Origin of the sequence: Microbacterium paludicola (assembly GCF_015235415.1) — a bacterium.
Taxonomy (GTDB): Bacteria; Actinomycetota; Actinomycetes; order Actinomycetales; family Microbacteriaceae; genus Microbacterium; species Microbacterium paludicola.
On record NZ_JADGLL010000050.1, the window covers coordinates 1 to 19,398 of the forward strand.

Consider the following 19,398-nt stretch of genomic DNA (forward strand, 5'->3'; position numbering starts at 1 on the left):
GGCCCGGGCGCCGCTCCACGGAGGAAGGGGCGCCCGGACCCGGAGGATCTCACTGGTTGAGGACGACGTCCATCTCGGCGAAGAACTGCGAGACGGCCTCATCGACCGTGATGGTCCCGAAGTTCAGCTCGGTGCCGAGCTGGCGGAACTTCTCCTCGAGCGTGCCGTAGCCGACGATCGGCACGGGCGGGGCGTCGCCGAGGCGGTCGGCGATGGACTTCTCGTAGTCGGCGATCTGCTGGCTGAGCGGGTCGAGCTCGGCCGCCTCGAGGGCGGTCTCCGACGCGGGGATGCCGCGGTTCGTACCGAAGATCTCACCCGACTGCGGCGAGTTGATCAGGAAGTCGACGAGCGTCGCGGCGGCCTCGGGGTGCTCGGTGTTCGCGGCGATCGCGTGGAGCATCGAGGGCTTCAGGTACAGGTCCTTCGCGCCTTCCTCCGTGATCGGGGGAGCGACAAGGCCGAGCTCGGTGTAGCCCTCGCCCAGGTTGCCGAGGTAGCCCGAGCCGAAGTTGTCCCACGTCAGCTCACTCGCGGTGAGTGCGGTGTCGAAGGCGCCGAGCGGGGCGACTTCCTCGACGCGCTGCTGCGGCACGCCGATGCCGTCGCGGATCGCCTGGCCGGACTCCCAGAACTCGGTGAGGCGCGCCTCGTCGAAGCCGGGCTCGCCCTCCTCGTTGAACAGCTCGCCGCCCTCGGCGCGCAGCTGCAGCTCGAGGTTCTGGATGCGGCCGGTGTAGTCGCCGCCGCCGAAGAACTCGCCGCCGGCGGCCTCGGTGACCTCGCCCATCCAGGTGGTGTACTCCTCCCACGTGCCGCCCGCGAACTCTTCCACACCTGCCTGCTCGAGCAGGACCGGGTTCGTGTAGAGGCCCCACGCGTTCGTCGACGTCGGGATGGCGGTCGTGACGTCGCCGACGACGCCGATGTCGAGGATGTTCTCCGGAAGCGCGTCGGTCTTGATGATGCTGCCGAGGTAAGGGCCGAGGTCGAGCAGCAGGCCGTTCTCGGAGTACTGGCGCAGGTACGAGTAGTCGAACTGCATGACGTCGGGAAGGTTGCCGCCCGCCGCCTCGGTCTGGCGCTTCTCCCAGAACTCGGGGAAGCCGAGGAACGTGGAGTTCACCGTGATGTTCGGGTACTCCTCGTTGAACGCGGCGATGACCTCGTTGTAGAGCTCGGCGCGCACGTCGTTGCCCCAGAACGCGAGGTCGAGCGTGACCTCTTCGTTCGGGTCGACCGTCTCGGCCGGCGCGGTCTCGCCGCCCGCGCATCCGGCGAGGGCGAGGGCGGCTCCCGTCGCGACGGCGACGGCGGTGATTGCCCGCTTGGTGGTGAACATCGGTGTCCTCTCTTGAACGTCTTCGTTCTCGATGGTGCCGCGGCGTGGGTGTCCGTCGGCGCTGTGGGCGCGTCCCTCGGTGCATGGGGCGATTCGGAAAGCGCTTGCCCGCGAAGCTACCCGACAGAAAACGTTTCGCAAGGGGCCCGAGCGGCTCGCGTGAATCGATCCGGTAACGGCTGGCGCCGCCCTCGGTCAGAGCTCCCGCGAGGGATCGCCGTTCTGCGCCGCGTGGAGCCGCGCGTACCGTCCGCCCCGCGCGAGCAGGTCGTCGTGCGGCCCCTGCTCGACGATACGGCCCTGCTCGAGCACGACGATCCGGTCGGCCTTGCGCACCGTCGAGAGGCGATGGGCCACCACGAGGGTCGTGCGGCCGCGCATCAGGCGGTCGAGCGCCTGCTTCACGAGCTCCTCGGACTCGGGATCCAGCGCCGAGGTCGCCTCGTCGAGCAGCAGGATGCGCGGGTCGCGTACGAGGGCCCGCGCGATCGCGAGGCGCTGGCGCTGCCCGCCGGACAGGCGGGCGCCACGCTCGCCGACGACCGTGTTCCAGCCGTCGGGAAGGGCGTCGACGAACTCGGCCGCGTTGGCGTCGCGCAGTGCGTCCCGCAGCCGCTGCTCGGAGGTGCCGTCGAGACCGTAGGCGATGTTGTCGCGGATCGTCCCCTCGAACAGCACCGACTCCTGCGGCACCACCGAGACGAACCGGCGCACGGTGCGGAGGTCGAGTTCCTGCATGTCGCGGCCGTCGAGCAGGATCTGCCCGGAGGTCGGGCGCACGAACCCGAGCACGAGGTTGAGCATCGTCGACTTGCCCGAGCCCGACGATCCGACGAACGCCACGGTCTCCCCGGCGGCGATCTCGAGCGAGACGTCGTGGACGGCATCCCGGTCGGCGCCGTCGTAGCGGTGGGTCACCTGGTGAAGCGCGATGAGCCCCCTCACCTGCGAGACGACCTCTCGGCCCTCGTTGTGCTCGAGGTCGGGCTCGCGCAGCACCTCGGCGATCGAGCGCATCGACTCCATGCCGCGCGCTCCGACGGGGATCAGCATGAGCAGCTGCGTGAGGCCCTGCGTGAGCAGCGCGAAGTAGCTCGACAGCAGCACGACCTCGCCGGGCGAGATGGGGAGGAACCCAGTGAGGGCGAACACGGCGGCGAGTGCGAGGCATCCGAGCCCGAGCAGCTGCATCGCGACCCACGAGATCGACGCGACGTGGCCGTTGAGCATGTCGAGCTGCAGGCCCGCGCGCCGCACGCCGTCGGCGCCCGCCGAGACCCGCGAGACCGCGGTCTGCTCGAGTCCGTGGGCGCGGGTGACGGGCATGAGCGAGGCCATCTCGCCGACCCGCGCCGCGAGGCCCTCGACCTCGCGGCGGAACGTCTCGTTGCGCGCCTGGGAGCGGCGCCCGAGCGCCCATCGCAGTCCGAGTGCGATCGGCACGGCGAGCGCGTACACCGGCAGGAACTCGGGCACGGCGAGCGCGGTCATCGTGACCGCGCCGATCAGCACCATCGCCGCCGAGAGCAGCGGGTGCGTGACCTGCTGCAGCATGAGCTCGATGTTCTCGACGTCGCGGACGAGCTTGGTCTGCACGATCGACGAGCTGACTCGCGTGTGATACCCGATCGACAGGCTCTGCAGGCGCGCCGCGAGGGCGTTGCGAAGGTCTGCGCCGGTGTCGCGGACGACGGTCATGAAGTTGCGCGTGTAGACGAGGTGCATCGGGTAGTTCTGCAGCAGCAGGCAGGCCGCGATGCCGAACCAAGTGAGGACGCTCGAGACCGCGCCCCCGGTTGCCACCAGGTCGATGACCTCGGCGGTCACGACCGGCAGGAACCACAGCGGGATCTCCTTCAGCGCGAAGGCGAGCACCGCGAGGGTCAGCCGTCCGGGGCGACGCGCCAGCAGTCGCAGCACCGACCGGGCCGGGCGGGGGCTCTGGGCGATCCGGATCGTCCCGGTAAGCGCTTTCTGCATGATGGGGAGATGCTATCGGCGGCGGCATCCGCCCGGGGCCGAGGCCCGCGATCACCCGCTGCCGACGGTCGACTCCCGCACCACGAGCTCGGGCTGATAGACGCGGCGCGTGTACTCCGGCGCCGGGCCACCCGACAGGCGGGCGAGCAGCAGCTCGGCGGCGGCGCGCCCCATCTCGCGCGCCGGCTGCCGCACGGACGTGAGCGGCACGGCGGCGATCGCGGCGAACTCGATGTCGTCGTAGCCGACGACGGCGACCTCCTCCGGCACGCGCACGCCCCGGGAGACGAGCCCGTGAACGAGGCCGATGGCGAGATGGTCGTTGGACGTGACGATCCCGTCCGGTCGCTCCGACGCCGCCCGGAGCGCGAGCTCCTCGCCGAATGCGCGCCCGATGTCGGAGGCCGTGCGCTCGGTCCAGATCGGCTCGATCGTGGCACCCGGATGATCTGCCAGGGCTGCGCGTGCCCCCGCGAGCCGATCGCGCACCTGCCGCACCTCCGCGCGTGCGCCGACGAACGCCAGGCGCCGCCGTCCGAGGGACAGCAGGTGCTCGGTGGCGAGGCGCCCTCCGGCGACATCGTCGAAGGAGACCGACGACACGACCCCGCCGTCGTCCACCGCATCGACGAGCACCACCGGGATGGCGCGGCTGCGCAGGCGCTCCAGCGACGGGCCCAGCGGACCGAACGGGCTGACGAGGGCGCCGTCGACCTGCACGCGCTCGAACAGCTCAAGGTGGTCGCGCTCCTTCGCCGCATCGTCGCTCGAGTTGCCCACCAGCACCCGCAGGCCCGCCGCCGAGGCCGCGTCCTCCGCGCCGGCGACGAGCTCGGCGAAGAACGGGTTCGCGATGTTGATAACGGTCATCCCGAGCAGGCCGCTGCGCCCCGCCCGCAGCTGCTGGGCGGCGTGAAGCGGCACGTAGCTGAGCTCGTCGACCGATGCCCGCACGCGTGCGACGAGCCCCGGGCTCACCGAATCGGGCCGGTTGAGCGCGTTCGACACCGTGCTGATCGAGACGCCCGCATGCCGGGCGACGTCGCGGATGCCGACGCGTTTCATGGCTCCTGGTCCCCCGTGGTTCGAGCACCGCTCCCTCGCGGTGCGCATGTGCGGTTCATGCTAGGCGCATTCCGACAGCGGATCGCGGTAAGCGCTTTCCAATCCGGGGTGCGATGGCTAGGGTGGTCCGCATGACTCTTCCCCCTGTCGACGGCGCCGGGCATCACGACCGGGCCGCCTCGTCGCTCGCGCCGGTCCCCGAGGAGCACGCCGGATGAGCCGGAGGGTGCGGGTCGGCATCGTCGGCACCGGCGCGATCGCGCATGCGCACGCCGAGGCCGTCGCCCGCGAGCCCGAGCGCGCCGAGCTCGTCGCCGTGACCGACATCGACGCCGGCCGGGCCGCCGAGTTCGCGCAGCGGTGGGGCGGCAGGGTTGCGGCCGACCTCGACGACATGCTGGCGGCGGGCGACGTCGACCTCGTCAACCTCTGCTCGCCGCCCGGGCTGCACACCGCGCAGGGCGAGGCGGCGCTGCGGGCCGGCGCCTCGGTCTTCAGTGAGAAGCCGCCCGCCCTGTCGCTCGCCGAGTTCGACCGCCTGCGCGCGGCCGAGGAGGCATCCACCGGATGGTTCGCGACCGTGTCGCAGCACCGCTTCGGCGGGCGCGCGCAGTGGCTCGCCCGCCGGTGGCGCGAGGGTGCCCTCGGGGCTGCGATGACGGGCGTCTGCCACACGCTCTGGTATCGCCCGGACGCGTACTTCGACCTGCCGTGGCGTGGACGATGGAGCACGGAGGGCGGCGGCCCGACGATGGGCCACGGCATCCATCAGATCGACACGATGCTGTCGATCCTCGGCCCCTGGCGCGAGGTGACCGCCGTGGCGACGCGTCGTGCGCGCCCGGTCGAGACCGAGGACCTGTCGGCCGCGCTCGTGACGCTCGAATCGGGCGCGGTGGTGAGCGTCGTGAACAGCCTGCTGTCGCCGCGCGAGACGAGCTACCTGCGCTTCGACTTCGAGGCCGCCACGGTCGAGCTCGAGCACCTGTACGGCTACGAGGACGGCGACTGGCGCCTGACCGCGGCTCCGGATGCGCCCGCCTCCCTCACCGACGACTGGGAGGCGGGCGCCGGCGGCCCCGGCTCGGGCCACTCCGCGCAGTTCGCGCACGTGCTGGATGCGCTGCGCGACGGGACCCCGCCGCCGGTCACGACGCAGGATGCGCGCGACACCCTCGAGCTGCTCGCGGCGATCTACGCATCGGCGTTCGAGCGCCGCCCCGTCGCCCGGGGCGAGATCGACGCCTCGTCGCCGTTCTACGGGAGCATGGCCGGCAGCGGCGCCCCGTGGGGCGCACGCGTCTGAGCGGTACGGGCGAAGAGAGCGCTTCACGCGCGCGCCAGCAGGCGTTCACCCGGATGAGGTCGAATGCCGTTCCGTGGGGCGGATGGGCGCTGCGATCATCGGAGCCTCGGCCGTCGGCGGGGCCGGCGCCGTGGTGTTCGGCGGGCGCGCGCTGCTGCACCGGCAGGCGGCGATCGCGCGGCGGCGCATCGGCAAGCCGCTCGGCGAGCAGGCGATCGACGCCGACCGCGTCTGGCGGAAGGCGTTCGACGGCCCGCCCCTTGAGCTGCTGCTCCTCGGCGACTCGATCGCGGTGGGGCTCGGGGCCGAGCGCCGGAAGGACACGCTCGGCGCGCGGATCGCCAAGGGCGTGGCGGGCCGGCTGAAGCGCCCCGTGCGGCTGCACACCGCGGCCGTCGTCGGCTCCGAGTCGTCGGCCCTCGCCGCGCAGCTCGATGGTCTCGAGCCCGGCTACCGCGCGGACGTCGCCGTGATCATCGTCGGCGGCAACGATGTGACCCACCGCGTGCCGATCCCGGTCTCCGTCGCCCACCTGACGCGCGCGATCCGGCGGCTCCGGGTGGACGGCACGACGGTCGTCGTCGGCACCTGTCCCGACCTCGGGGCCATCCGGCCGGTGCCGCAGCCGCTGCGCGCGCTCGGCTCGCGGGTGTCGCGCCGGCTCGCCAACGCCCAGGCCGCCGCGGCCGAGGCCGTGGGTGCCCGGCCGGTGTCGCTGCGGCGCGCGGTCGGCCCGGTCTTCGTCGCGAACCCGCACGAGATGTTCAGCCTCGATCGCTTCCATCCCAGCGCGCTCGGCTATCGCCGTACGGCCGAGGCGCTCGTCCCGGCGATCATCGAGCAGCTCGAGGACGACGAAGGGCGCCCCGTCGTGGGACGCCCTTCGAGGTGAGCCGACGGATCAGGCGGCCGACCAGCCGCCGTCCGAGGCCACGATCGCGCCGGTGACGTTCGTCGAGTCGTCGCTCAGCAGCCACGTGATGGATGCCGCGAGCTGCTCGGACTGCGCCACGCCGGGCAGGATCGCCATCGCGCGCTGCACGCGCTCGGCGCCGAGCGGCGAGGCGAAGGTCGCCTCGATGTTGGTCGCGACGCCACCGGGGCACACCGCGTTGATGCGGATGCCGGTGCCCGTGTACATGAACGCGCTCGACTTGGTCAGGCCGATCACGGCGTGCTTCGACGCCGTGTAGGCGGCGCCGGCGGCCGAGCCGCGCAGGCCGGCCTCGCTGGCGACGTTGACGATCTGGCCGGCCGCGGCCTTCTGCATCGCGGGGATGACCGCGCGCATCAGCTTCATGGTGCCGGTGACGTTCACGTTGAACACGCGGTTCCACACGGCGTCGCTGACCTCGCCGACCGGCGTCATGTCGTCCATGATCCCGGCGACGTTCGCGAGGCCGTCGATCCGCTCGCCGGCCGCCTCGACGATCTTGGCGACGCCCGCGTCGTCGGTGATGTCGGCCGTGAGGGTGACGATGTCGGCCGAGTCGTGCGCGGCCTTGAACTCATCCAGGCGCTCCTGACTGATGTCGACCGCGATGACGCGGCCGCCCTCGCGCGCGACGCGGGAGGCGGTGGCGCGCCCGATGCCAGAACCGGCGCCGGTGACGATCACGGTCTTCCCCGCGAAGCGCCCCTCGGTGATCCGCTCCTGGAAGCCGGCGGGCGTCGGCGCGGGCGTGCCCTGCTCGCCGACGGCGACGGGCTCGGCCTCCCCGCCGACGGCGGCAACGAGGGAGTCGGCCATCGCCTCGGTGAACGAGCCCCGGCTCATCGACACGAGCTGCGAGAGCGAGAGGCCCTTCGCGGGCTCGAGGGAGTCGACCGAGGCGCCGCCCTTGCCGAGGAGCTCGGTGAGCGCGGCGTGACCGGCCGGGTCGGCCAGCCACTCGCCGACGGTGCTGTTCTTGCTGAGTGCCATGGTGGGTTCCTTTGATATGGCGTTCGCCGGAAGGGTTCGGGGCCGGACAGCGGGGCTCTTCCGGACAACTCTGTCCGGTAGCTATGCTACGCCGATGAGCACCGATAGTCCACGCCCCGACCGAGGTCACCGCGCGCCGAATCGCGGACCGGCGGCGGCCGCCGGAAACCGCCGCGCGCTGATCGCCGCGGCCCGCGAGATCTTCGCCGAGGAAGGCCCCGACACACCCTTCAGCGCCATCGCGAAGCGCGCCGGCGTCGGGCAGGGAACGCTCTACCGTCACTTCCCCGACCGGGTGGCCCTCGCGGTCGCGGTGTTCGAGGAGAACGTCGGCGCGCTCGAGGACGCGATGGGCGACGACGGCACGATCGCCGGCCTGCTCGACCGTGTCGCCTCGCAGGCGACGGTGTCGACCGCGTTCATCCGGCTGCTGTCGGCCGAGCATCGCGACCCGCGCGCGGGTGGGCTCGGCGAGCGCTTCGACGCGCTCGTCGTGCGTCTCGTCGAGCGCGACCGTGCGGCCGGCCGGATCGGCGATCACGTCGAGCCCGTCGACGTCGAGCTCGCCGTCAGCATGGTCGCCCACGAGCTCGCCTCCACGCCCGAGGCGGGCCGCGCCGAGGCGGCGAGGCGCGCCCTGCGCCTGTTCGGCCGCGCTTTCTCTTGAAAAGCGGCTCTCACGCTCGGGCGCCGCAAGCGGCACCGCTCGCGAGAGAGGCTGTCGCTTCGCGACAGCGGCGTGCGCTCCGCGCCCGCATCGGTCGCTCCGCTCCACGCTCGCTTCGCTCACAGGGGCATCCGGCGGCGCGCGAGGCATGCCCAGGCGCCGCGTCAAGAGGTGGACGATGTCCGCGCCGGACGTCAGGATGGACGGAGCTGCCGACGAGGGGACGACGACACATGTTCTGGAAGCGCCGCCGCACGCCCGTCCACATCGAGACGCCGCCGATGCCCGCTCCACGCCGCCTGTGGACCGACAGCCTCGGCAGCGTCGCGACCCGATCCATCCAGATCATCGCGATCGTGCTGCTCGCCGGCGGGGTCATTTGGGGGCTGCGGGTGCTCACGCTCGTCGTCATCCCGGTCCTGCTCGCGATGATCCTCGCGTGCGCGTTCGAGCCGCTCATGCGCGCCCTCCGTTCGCGCGGAATGGGGTCGTTGCCGGCGACGCTCATCGTGCTGCTCGCCATCCTGATCGTGCTCGGGGCGATCGGCTGGCTCATCACCTCCGCGGTGCGCAGCCAGTGGGAGGAGCTCTACACGCAGGCCCGCCAGGGGATCGACCACCTGCTCGCCTGGGCGCAGACCCTGCCGTTCCACATCGACGACCAGCAGATCCAGGAGTGGATCGACCAGGCGACCGGCTTCCTCACCAGCGCCCAGTTCGGCAGCGGCGCGCTCGCCGGGGTCGGCGTCGTCGCCGACTTCATCACCGGCCTCGTGCTGATGGTCGTCGTGCTGTTCTTCTTCCTGAAGGACGGACCCGAGATCTGGGAGTTCCTGCGCCGTCCCTTCACGGGTGAGTGGCACGCGCGCGCCCGTCGGGCCGGGCGCACCACGGTCGAGACCTTCGGCGCCTACATCCGCGGCACCGCGACCGTCGCCGCGGTCGACGCGGTGGGCATCGGCATCGGCCTCGCCATCCTGCAGGTGCCGCTCTGGCCCGCGCTGTCGGTCCTGGTGTTCGTGCTCGCCTTCATCCCGATCGTCGGCGCGGTGCTCGCCGGCGTCCTCGCCGCACTCGTCGCCCTCGTGGCCAACGACCTCGTCACAGCCCTGATCGTCGTGGCGATCGTCGTGGTGGTGAACCAGCTCGAGGGGAACTTCCTTCAGCCGGTGCTCATGGGCCGTGCGCTCAAGCTGCACAGCCTGGTCATCCTGATCGCGCTGACGATCGGCACGCTGCTCGGCGGCATCATCGGCGCCATCCTGTCCGTGCCGCTCACCGCCGTCGCCTGGGCGATCGTGAAGGTGTGGGACGGCCCGAACACCCCGGCGCGCTGGGCCCGCCGCAAGGACGTCGTCTCGCGCGCCTGACGGGCGAGGCCGCCGCGCGCAACCCCCTTGTCGCCTCCCGCTGGGTGGGATGGCATGGGGGCCATGACCGGATACGGCTATCACTCTTCGCACGAGCAGATCGCTCCCTCCCGGCTTCTGCAGCACGCGGTGCGCGCCCAGGAGGCCGGCTTCGACTCGGCGATGTGCTCCGACCACCTCGCACCCTGGGTGCCCGAGCAGGGGCACAGTGGCTACGCCTTCTCGTGGCTCGGCGCCGCGCTGCAGGCGACGAACCTGCCGTTCGGCGTGGTCACCGCTCCGGGACAGCGCACCCATCCGGTGACGACCGCGCAGGCGATGGCGACCCTCGCCGAGATGCACCCGGGCAGGTTCTGGGCCGCCCTCGGATCGGGTGAGGCCCTGAACGAGCACGTGACGGGGGATGCGTGGCCCGACAAGGAGACACGAGAGCGGCGCCTGCGCGAGTGCGTGGACGTCATCCGGGCCCTCCTTGCGGGCGAGGAGGTGACGCATCACGGGCTCGTGCGCGTCGACCGGGCGCGCGTGTGGTCGCTGCCGGCCGAGCCGCCGCCCATCGTCGCGGCGGCCGTGTCGGTCGAGTCCGCCGCCGAGCACGCCGCCTGGGCCGACGGTCTGATCACCGTGGGCACCGACCCGCGTGCCGCGCGCGAGGTGATCGATGCCTACCGCGGGGCGGGCGGACGCGGGCCGGTGCGGCTGCAGGTGCACCTCGCGCTCGCCGCCGACGAGGCCGAGGCGCTCGCGATGGCGCGGCGCGACTGGCGCAACGGCACGGTCGGCGCCCCTGACTGCTGGGACATCGCGATGCCGGATGAGTTAGCCCGCCGGGCGGGCGACCCGACCGACGAGCAGCTGCGGGCGGGCATCATCATCGCCTCCGATCCGTCGATCCTCCGCGACCGGCTGGCCGAGCTGGCCGACGCGGGCTTCGACGACCTGATGCTCCACCAGGTCGGGGCCTCCGCCGAGGAGCAGGAGGCGTTCATCGACACGTTCGGCGAACGCATCCTGCCCGAGCTGAGGAGCGCCTCGTGAGCAGGTTCCCGATCTCGCAGCACCAGATGCTCGAGGGTGCTCAGCGGGCGCCCATCCCGATCGACGCGGCAGACCTGTGGTGGCGGCACGCGGTGTTCTACTGCCTCGACATCGAGACCTTCCAGGACTCGGATGGCGACGGCGTGGGCGACATCCCGGGCCTGATCTCGCGCCTGCCGTATCTTGCCGATCTCGGCGTCACGTGCCTGTGGCTGATGCCCTTCTTCCCCACGGCGCACCGCGACGACGGGTACGACATCACCGACTTCTTCGCGATCGACCCGCGGCTCGGCACCCTCGGTGACATGGTCGAACTCGTGCGGGTCGCGCGCGGGCTCGGCATCCGGATCATCATCGACTTCGTGATGAACCACACGTCCGACCAGCACCCGTGGTTCACACAGGCCCGCCGCGCGAAGGACGACCCCAAGCGCCACTGGTACGTGTGGCGCGACGAGCCGCCCGAGAACCCGGATCCGCCGGTCTTCCCCGGCGACGAGGACAGCACGTGGACGCGTGACGAGAAGAGCGGCCAGTACTACCTGCATCACTTCCTCCACAATCAGCCCGACCTGAACGTCGCCCTCCCCGAGGTGCGCCGCGAGATCGACAAGAACCTCGGGCTGTGGCTCGAGATCGGGGTCTCGGGGTTCCGCATCGACGCCGTGCCGTTCATGTTCAACAGCGCGCCGGGCGACGCGGGCACCGGCGGATCGAACGAGGGCGGCACCGGCGCGGACGGCAGCGCGCAGCATCAGTACGACGGCGTCGACCACCTCGCCCGCGTCCGCGGCTTCCTGTCGCGACGCAGCGCCGAGGCGTTCCTGCTCGGCGAGGTGAACATGCCCTACGAGCAGGGGATGAAGTGGTTCGGCCAGGCGCGCGACGGGCTGCAGCTGCAGTTCGACTTCCCGGGGATGCAGCGGCTGTACCTCTCGCTCGCCCGCGGGGACGCGCGGCCGCTTGCCGACACCTTCGCCGAGCGACCCGAGGTCGACACGTCGCAGCAATGGGCGAACTTCGTGCGCAATCACGACGAGCTCACGCTCGACCAGCTGCCGCCGAAGGAGCTGAACGAGGTGTTCGAGGCGTTCGCCCCGGATGAGGGCATGCGCGTCTACGGGCGCGGCATCCGTCGCCGGCTGCCCACGATGATCAAGGACGAGCGCGCCGTGCGAATGGTCTACGCACTGACGTTCGCGCTGCCGGGGACGCCGATCTTGTTCTACGGCGAGGAGATCGGGATGGGCGAGAACCTCGACATCCCCGGCCGCCTCGCGGTGCGCACGCCGATGCAGTGGGCCCGCGAGGGCGGATTCTCCTCGGCGCGGCCGTCCCGCTGGGTGCGCCGGTCTCCCGACGGGCCCTACGGCCCGGCCGAGGTGAATGTCGAGGACCAGCTGGCGGATCCGGGATCGCTTCACGCGCACCTGCGCGACCTCATCGGCCTGTATCGCTCCACCCCCGAGCAGGCGTGGGCGGCTCTCGAGGTGCTGAAGGGCGGACCGGCCGAGGTGCTCGCGCACGTCAACCGGGGCGAGGACTGGGCGATGGTCGCGATCCACAGCTTCGCGTCAGAGGGGACGAACGTCCGGCTCACGGTGGACGCGGGCGAGGAGACCGCCGATGCGGTGCTCACCGACCGGATCACCGGCGAGAAGGTCGACGCGTCCGCGCCGCTGACGGTCGACCTCGAGCCGTACGGCTGGCGCTGGTTCCTGCTTCACCCCGCCGATGCGACGGTGACGGTGAGCTGACACAGCGAACCCCTCGGGCGGAAGCCCGAGGGGTTCGCTGTGCGCGAGTCGCGTCTCAGGCGCGCGTGACCTGGATCACCGACGGGCGGGGGCCGCCCCACTTGCCGCCGCGCAGCGCGCCGGGCTCGATGTAGTCGGGGAAGTAGGAGTTCTGCGCGGCCCACCTCCCCTCCTCGCCCGGGTGCTGAACGGCCACGAAGACGCTGCCCTCCTCGTCGTGGACGACGGGCCCGCAGGTCTCGCCGTCGCGGGGGACGCTGAGGAACTGCTGGACCCGGCCGCGCTCGGGGCCGGCGAGCGGCACGCGGAACAGGCCGTCGTTGTAGCCGATCGTGCCGGGCTGGCCATCCGTCGAGATCCACAGGTTGCCGGCCGAGTCGAACGTGATGTTGTCGGGGCACGAGATCGGCGACACCTTGTCGGCGGGGAACCCGGCGAAGTAGGTGTTGGGGTTCGTCGAGGGGTCGCCGCACAGCAGCAGGATGCTCCAGCCGAACCGCGTCGAGGTCGCGTCGTTGTGCGACTCGGTGATCTCGATGACGTGGCCGTCGCGGTTGGAGTTGCGCGGGTTCACCTCGGTCGCGCCCTCCTTGCCGACCTTGCCGCGGTCGGTGTTGTTGGTGCAGGCGACGTAGACGCGGCCGGTCTGCGGGTGCGGCTCGACGTCCTCGCAGCGGTCCATCTTGGTGGCGCCGACGGCGTCCGCCGCCAGGCGCGTGTTCACGAGCACCTGCTCGACGGTGAAGCCGGGCACGGCGCTCTCGCCGTCGCGCATCAGGGCGACCCACTCGCCGCTGCCGTCGAAGCTGCCGTCCGAGGGGAGCGCGCCGGTGCCGGTGATCTCGTCGAGTGGCGAGTCGCCCGAGAACTTCGCGACGTACAGCGATCCCTTGGACAGCAGGGTCTTGTTGTGCGCGCGGGCGCCGCGGCTGTTGCCCGGCTTGTAGCGGTCAGTCGAGACGAACTTGTACAGGTAGTCGAAGCGCTCGTCGTCGCCCATGTACGCGACGGCGTGGCCGGAGCGGCTGATGCTGACGTTGGCGCCCTCGTGCTTCAGGCGGCCGAGCGCGGTGTGCTTGACCGGCGGCTCGTCGGGGTTCTCCGGATCGATCTCGACGATCCAGCCGAAGCGGTTCGGCTCGTTCTCGTAGCCGGGCTGCCGCGCGTCGAAGCGCGGGTCGACGGCCTCCCAGCCGTAGCTCGAGGCGTTGGCGCTGAGGCCGTAGCGCTTGTGCTCGGGGCTCGTTCCCGTCGCGCGGAAGTAGCCGTTGAAGTTCTCCTCGCCCGAGAGGACGGTGCCCCATGGCGTGGTGCCGCCGGCGCAGTTGCCGAACGTGCCGACCGGGTACCGGCCCTCCGGGTCCTCGACCGTCTTGAGCAGGTCGGATCCGGCCGCCGGGCCCGAGAACACCATCCGGGTGTCGGCGGTGATGCGGCGGTTGCGGCGGCCGCCGACGCGGTACTTCCAGGTGTCGCCCTTGCGGCCGCGCTCGAGCTCCACGACGGCCATGCCGTGTGCCGCCTTCGAGACGCGCAGCTGCTCGAGGCGCTCCTCCTCGTCCGCGGCCGGCGGGAACATGATGCCGGCGTTTGTGTACTCCTGGTTGGCGACGAGCAGCGCCTCACGGCCGTTCTTCTCGACGATGATGTCGAGGTAGTCGTTGTTGTAGCCGAACTGGCGGGCCTGCTTCTGCGCGGTCTGGCTGTTCGGGTCGAACGTATCGCGGCGGTCGAACAGCGGGTCGCCCCAGCGGATGATCGGCGTCCAGCGGAAGCCCTGGGGCACCGTGACCGCGTCGACCTCGGCCGGCACGGCGGCGATCGGCTCGAAGCCGAAGGCGCGGCCGCCCCCGCGTCCCACGACCTGAGCGGTCGCGGCCGAGGCGGGGTCGCCGCCCCCGACGACGCCCGACAGCACGATGGCGCCCGCGGCGGCGGCGCCGCCGGCGAGCACGGCGCGGCGGCTGAGGGCCGCGTCGGCGATGTCGCGGAAGTACGCGTTGTCCGAGGTGTTCGGCACCGGGTGGAAGCACGCGTTGTCGCACTTGTACATGCACGTCACCGGGCTGCGCTTGCCGTGGGTGCGGCCCGTCATGAGGAGGTTCAGCAGCGGGCGGCGGCGCGTCTCGTCCTCGGGACGGACCACCGCGTCAGGGGTGGGGGAGGTGATCGTCATGCCGCCAACGGTCCCGCTCGCGGTTGAACGGCAGGTGACGTGCGGGCATCCCCGGGATGGGGAGTTGTCCCCATCCCGCCTGATCCGGGATCAGCCGCCGAGCGCGGCCGTCACCACGGCGCGGGCCTCATCCTGCACCTGGCGCAGGTGCTCCTCGCCCCGCAGCGACTCGGCGTACAGCTTGTAGACGTCCTCGGTGCCGGAGGGGCGGGCGGCGAACCAGGCGCTCGCGGTCTGCACCTTGAGGCCGCCGATGGCCGCGCCGTTGCCCGGAGCGTGCGACAGCTTCGCGGTGATCTCCTCGCCCGCGAGCGTCGTGGCGGTCACTGCCTCGGGGCCGAGCTTGCCGAGGGCGGCCTTCTGCTCGGGCGTGGCGGGGGCGTCGACGCGCTGGTACGACGACGCACCGAACTCGGCCTCGAGCTCGGCGTAGCGCTGCGACGGCGTCTTGCCCGTCACGGCGAGGATCTCCGCGGCGAGCAGGCAGAGCAGGATGCCGTCCTTGTCGGTGGTCCAGACGGTGCCGTCGGTGCGCAGGAACGACGCTCCGGCCGACTCCTCGCCGCCGAACGCGACGGATCCGTCGATGAGGCCGGGCACGAACCACTTGAAGCCCACGGGCACCTCGAGCAGCGTGCGGCCGAGCGACGCGGCCACCTTGTCGATCATCATCGACGACACGAGCGTCTTGCCGATCGCGGCGTCGGCCGACCACCCGGGGCGGTGCGAGAACAGGTAGTCGATCGCGACCGCGAGGTAGTGGTTCGGGTTCATCAGGCCCGCGTCGGGCGTCACGATCCCATGGCGGTCGGCGTCCGCGTCGTTACCGGTCAGGATGTCGTACTCGTCCCGCTTCGCGACGAGAGACGCCATCGCCGAGGGGGAGGACGGATCCATCCGGATCTTCTCGTCCCAGTCGAGCGTCATGAACTTCCAGGTGGGGTCGACATCCGGGTTCACGACCGTGAGGTCGAGGCCGTAGAGCTCGGCGATCAGCGCCCAGTACTCGACCGACGCGCCACCCAGCGGGTCGGCGCCGATGCGGATGCCGGCGTTGCGGATCGCATCGATGTCGATGATCGTCGCCAGGTCGCGGACATACGCGTCGCGGAAGTCGTATCCGGTGATCGCGTCGAAGTCGATGTCGGCGAACTTGGCGCGCTTGACGCCCTCGAGCCCGCCCTCGATGAGCTCGTTCGCGCGCGCGGCGATCCACGAGGTCGCGTCGGTGTCGGCGGGTCCGCCGTGGGGCGGGTTGTACTTGAACCCGCCGTCGGCCGGCGGGTTGTGGCTCGGGGTCACGACGATCCCGTCGGCGCGCTCACCGGCAGCCGGGTCGAGGCCGCGGTTGTGGGCGAGGATCGCGTGGCTGAGGGCCGGGGTCGGCACCCACGAGTCGCGCGCGTCGATGCGCACGTCGACCGCGTTCGCCACCAGCACCTCGATGGCGCTGCGCTCGGCGGGAAGCGACAGCGCGTGCGTGTCGCGGCCGAGGAACAGGGGGCCCTGGATGCCCTGCGCGGCCCGGTAGTCGACGATCGCCTGCGTCGTGGCGAGGATGTGCTGCTCGTTGAAGCTCGTGCTGAGGCTCGAGCCGCGGTGTCCGCTCGTGCCGAACGCGACCCGCTGGGTCGCGACCGACGGGTCGGGGATCCGGTCGTAGTACGCGTTGATCAGCTCGTCGATGTCGACAAGGTCGGATGCTTCGGCGGGGTGTCCGGCACGGCTCGTCATGCCGGACAGTCTCCCACGTCGTCCTCTGCGCGGCGAAGGCGATGAGTCCCCTTGACAGGGCCCGGGCCCCCGACGCCGCTCGGTCCTCTGTGGCGGGCGTCGCGCTCGCGGCGGATACGCTTGCGTCCATGTCGACGGACGCTCCTGCACGCCGCACGTACAGCTATCTGGGCCCCGCCGGAACCTTCACCGAGGCGGCACTCGCCCAGGTGCCCGAGGCGCGCGGCCACGTCTGGCGCCCGGTGCACAACGTGGGCGAGGCCCTGGCCGACGTCGCCGAAGGGCGCAGCGACGCCGCGATGATCGCGATCGAGAACTCGATCGACGGAGGCGTCTCGACCGCCCAGGATGCGCTCGCGCGCATCCCGAATCTCCGGATCGTCGGCGAGTACCTCGTCCCGGTCGAGTTCGTCCTCGTCGGCAAGCCGGGCGCGCGGCTCGAGGATGTGCAGCTCGTGAGCGCGCATCCGGTCGCGTACGCGCAGTGTCTCGGCTGGCTGAGCGCGAACCTGCCGTCGCACCAGCACGTTCCCGCCGCGAGCAACGTGGCGAGCGCGGTCGGCGTCCTCGACGGATCGAGCCCGGCCGACGCCGCGATCGCCCCGCCCGGCATCACGGCGCACCACGACGTGCAGGTGCTCGCGCGCGGCATCGGCGACACGGCCGACGCGGTGACCCGCTTCGTGCTCGTCACGGGCCCCACGGCCCCGCCCGCGCCCACCGGCGCCGACAAGACGAGCGTGATCGTCGAGCTGCCCGAGGACCGGGCCGGCACCCTGCTCGAGATGCTCGAGCAGTTCTCGACCCGCGGGATCAACCTGAGCCTCATCCAGTCGCGACCGATCGGGGATGCGCTCGGGCGCTATCGCTTCGTGATCGACGCCGACGGGCACATCTTCGACGAGCGGATGGCCGACGCCCTGATGGGACTTCGCCGGTTCAGCCCGAACGTCGTCTTCCTCGGCTCGTACCCGCGCGCCGACCGCGCGGTCGTCCACTACCCCGACCGCTACTCGGACGAGGTGTTCGTCGAGGCGCGCGACTGGCTGCGCGGCCTCGTCGCGGGCGAGCCGGACGCCTGAAGCCGCGGCGGTGCGCCGCCCGGCCGCAAAGTCGGTGCCGAACGCACCTTTCGGGGCTCTTCGCAGTTGAGGGTGTAGCCCGGGACCGCCGGCTGGTTCGCGGATAGGCGTCGAGGTCTTCCAGGATGGAAGTTCTCACGCTCACCATCCGCCGGAAGACCTCGACTTGCACCACCCTACGTTCGCGACCCCTGACCTGACCACGTTCTGCCGTCTTGACGAGCTCGGCCTTCAAGCCGTCGGGCAGCTGCTCGAGCCTGATCGGGCGGTGCTGGAGTGCCGCGTCGTCGAGGACGACCCGTGGTGTCGGAAGTGCGGCGCGGAGGGCGTGCCGCGTGACACGGTGACGCGGCCGCTGGCGCATGAGCCGTTCGGGCATCGGCCGACGACGCTGCTGGTCCGGGTGCGCCGCTACCGGTGCACGCACTGCCGCCGGACCTGGCGGCAGGACACGTCGAAGGCGGCGGCGCCGAGGGCGAAGGTCTCCCGCGGCGGGATCGGGTGGGCACTCACGGCGATCGTGGTCGACCACCTCACCGTCTCCCGCGCCGCAGCAGGGCTCGGGGTGTCGTGGCATACCGCGAACACCGCGATCATCGCCGAAGGCAAGCGTCGCCTGATCGACGACCCGGCGAGGTTCGACGGGGTCACCACGATCGGTGTCGACGAGCACGTCTGGCGTCACACACGGTTTGGCGAGAAGTACGTGACCGTGATCATCGACCTCACCCCCGCGAGGAACAAGACGGGCCCGGCCAGGCTGCTGGACATGGTCGAGGGCCGCTCGAAGCAGGTGTTCAAGGAGTGGCTCGCCGCCCGGCCTGCGGAGTGGTCGAGCCGGATCGAGGTGGTCGCGATGGACGGGTTCTCCGGGTTCAAGACCGCCGCGGCCGAAGAGCTCCCCGACGCGGTCCCGGTGATGGACCCGTTCCACGTCGTCCGCCTCGCCGGCGACGCGCTCGACCGGACCCGGCAGCGCGTCCAGCAAGACACCCTCGGGCACCGCGGTCACGCCGGCGACCCGCTCTACGGGGTCCGCCGCACCCTCCACACCGGCGCGAGCTTCCTCACCGAGAAGCAGACCGCGCGGCTCGACGCGGTGTTCGCCGCCGAGGAGCACGTCGAGGTCGAAGCGACCTGGGGCATCTACCAGCGCATCGTCGCCGCCTACCGCGAACCCGACAAGAACAAGGCGAAGGAGATGATGCGGGCGGTGATCGACTCTGTCAGCAACGGCGTCCCCGCGCTGCTCAAAGAGGTCCGTCGCCTCGGCCGCACGCTGAAGCAGCGCGCCGCGGACATCCTCGCGTTCTTCGACCGCCCCGGAACGAGCAACGGCCCAACGGAGGCCATCAACGGCCGGCTCGAGCACCTTCGCGGTTCCGCCCTCGGCTTCCGGAACCTCACGCACTACGTCGCCAGATCGCTCCTCGAAGCCGGCGGATTCAGACCGCTCCTACACTCTCATTCGCGATGAGCCGGTTTGGTTGAGTCCTTGACCGCGTAATCCTGGGAGGGTTGCGCTGGAAGGATGGCAGTCATGCCGATCAAGTACACGGACGAGTTCAAGCGGGATGCTGTCGCGCTTGTGGAGTCCGGCATCGCGCAGAAGGTGGTGTGCAAGGACCTCGGGATCTCGAAGACGGCGCTGCAGACCTGGGTGCGTGATGCGAAGTTCCAGTCCCATGGGATGACCCCGTCGACCGATCCGCAGGAGCGGCGTGAGATGGCGGCCGCGATCAAGCGGATCCGGGAGCTGGAGATGGAGAACGAGGTGCTCCGCCGGGCCGCAGCGTATCTGTCGCAGGTGCATATCACGCCCCCAAAATGGGCTCTTCGGACTTCCGGTGGGGGTGAGGCTCGCCGGGTGAGTTCGGGCGGGTAGGGGTCGAGGTCCCCGAGGATCAGTAGCGCCAACTGCTGCTCCAACCGAGGACCTCGACGTGTCTCACCATAG

14 protein-coding genes and 1 pseudogene are annotated in these 19,398 nt (G+C 71.3%); 9 read left to right on the top strand and 6 right to left on the bottom strand.

What is annotated here, in order from left to right; genetic code table 11:
• Positions 1-49: 49 nt before the first annotated feature.
• The 3 genes from IR155_RS13975 to IR155_RS13985 all read right to left on the bottom strand — a co-directional run bounded on the left by IR155_RS13975 (position 50) and on the right by IR155_RS13985 (position 4,387).
• Positions 50-1,342: an ABC transporter substrate-binding protein gene (locus tag IR155_RS13975; RefSeq protein ID WP_135115416.1), complete on the bottom strand. Its 1,293-nt coding sequence runs from the start codon at positions 1,340-1,342 to the stop codon at positions 50-52.
• 195 nt (positions 1,343-1,537) lie between these two features.
• Positions 1,538-3,322, bottom strand: coding sequence for an ABC transporter ATP-binding protein (locus IR155_RS13980; RefSeq protein ID WP_135115417.1), 1,785 nt, complete (start codon positions 3,320-3,322; stop codon positions 1,538-1,540).
• 51 nt (positions 3,323-3,373) lie between these two features.
• Positions 3,374-4,387, bottom strand: coding sequence for a LacI family DNA-binding transcriptional regulator (locus IR155_RS13985; protein ID WP_135115418.1), 1,014 nt, complete (start codon positions 4,385-4,387; stop codon positions 3,374-3,376).
• A gap of 214 nt (positions 4,388-4,601) precedes the next feature.
• Between IR155_RS13985 and IR155_RS13990 the strand changes: the two genes are divergently transcribed.
• Positions 4,602-5,693, top strand: coding sequence for a Gfo/Idh/MocA family protein (locus IR155_RS13990; protein WP_135115419.1), 1,092 nt, complete (start codon positions 4,602-4,604; stop codon positions 5,691-5,693).
• An 82-nt stretch (positions 5,694-5,775) separates the two neighbouring features.
• Positions 5,776-6,585, top strand: a complete 810-nt coding sequence (locus tag IR155_RS13995; protein WP_135115420.1) for an SGNH/GDSL hydrolase family protein — start codon at positions 5,776-5,778, stop codon at positions 6,583-6,585.
• A gap of 9 nt (positions 6,586-6,594) precedes the next feature.
• On the opposite strand, the gene IR155_RS14000 is transcribed toward IR155_RS13995, so the two are convergent.
• Entirely contained in the window at positions 6,595-7,617 is a 1,023-nt protein-coding gene (locus IR155_RS14000) for an SDR family NAD(P)-dependent oxidoreductase (RefSeq protein WP_135115421.1), read from the bottom strand.
• 94 nt (positions 7,618-7,711) lie between these two features.
• On the opposite strand from IR155_RS14000, the gene IR155_RS16175 reads away from it, so the two are divergent.
• From IR155_RS16175 to IR155_RS14020, 4 genes are all read left to right on the top strand, one after another.
• Complete coding sequence (locus IR155_RS16175) at positions 7,712-8,284, top strand: TetR/AcrR family transcriptional regulator (RefSeq protein WP_135115422.1); 573 nt, start codon at positions 7,712-7,714, stop codon at positions 8,282-8,284.
• A 233-nt stretch (positions 8,285-8,517) separates the two neighbouring features.
• Entirely contained in the window at positions 8,518-9,654 is a 1,137-nt protein-coding gene (locus IR155_RS14010; protein ID WP_135115423.1) for an AI-2E family transporter, read from the top strand.
• A gap of 63 nt (positions 9,655-9,717) precedes the next feature.
• Positions 9,718-10,692: a TIGR03885 family FMN-dependent LLM class oxidoreductase gene (locus tag IR155_RS14015; protein WP_135115424.1), complete on the top strand. Its 975-nt coding sequence runs from the start codon at positions 9,718-9,720 to the stop codon at positions 10,690-10,692.
• Positions 10,689-12,449 carry an alpha-amylase family protein gene (locus IR155_RS14020; protein WP_322783527.1) on the top strand — a complete coding sequence of 587 codons (1,761 nt, stop codon included), beginning with the start codon at positions 10,689-10,691 and terminating at the stop codon, positions 12,447-12,449. Before IR155_RS14015 ends, IR155_RS14020 begins: the two co-directional genes overlap by 4 nt.
• A 55-nt stretch (positions 12,450-12,504) precedes the next feature.
• Here the strand turns inward: IR155_RS14020 and IR155_RS14025 are convergent, their stop codons facing one another.
• Positions 12,505-14,625 (bottom strand): PhoX family protein, encoded by a 2,121-nt coding sequence (locus tag IR155_RS14025; protein WP_135115425.1) that lies wholly within the window; start codon positions 14,623-14,625, stop codon positions 12,505-12,507.
• Positions 14,626-14,715: 90 nt separating this feature from the next.
• The gene (pgm, locus tag IR155_RS14030; protein WP_135115426.1) at positions 14,716-16,359 is read right to left on the bottom strand and encodes a phosphoglucomutase (alpha-D-glucose-1,6-bisphosphate-dependent); all 1,644 of its coding nucleotides are present in this window, start codon (positions 16,357-16,359) and stop codon (positions 14,716-14,718) included.
• A gap of 128 nt (positions 16,360-16,487) precedes the next feature.
• Between pgm and pheA the strand changes: the two genes are divergently transcribed.
• The 3 genes and pseudogenes from pheA to IR155_RS14045 form a co-directional block, all read left to right on the top strand.
• Positions 16,488-17,441: a prephenate dehydratase gene (gene pheA, locus IR155_RS14035; protein WP_135115427.1), complete on the top strand. Its 954-nt coding sequence runs from the start codon at positions 16,488-16,490 to the stop codon at positions 17,439-17,441.
• Between the two features lie 166 nt (positions 17,442-17,607).
• Positions 17,608-18,918 carry an ISL3-like element ISPfr18 family transposase gene (locus IR155_RS14040; protein WP_135115428.1) on the top strand — a complete coding sequence of 437 codons (1,311 nt, stop codon included), beginning with the start codon at positions 17,608-17,610 and terminating at the stop codon, positions 18,916-18,918.
• Between the two features lie 63 nt (positions 18,919-18,981).
• Positions 18,982-19,269 (top strand): annotated as a pseudogene (locus IR155_RS14045) (transposase); the annotation flags it as partial.
• Positions 19,270-19,398 lie beyond the last annotated feature (129 nt).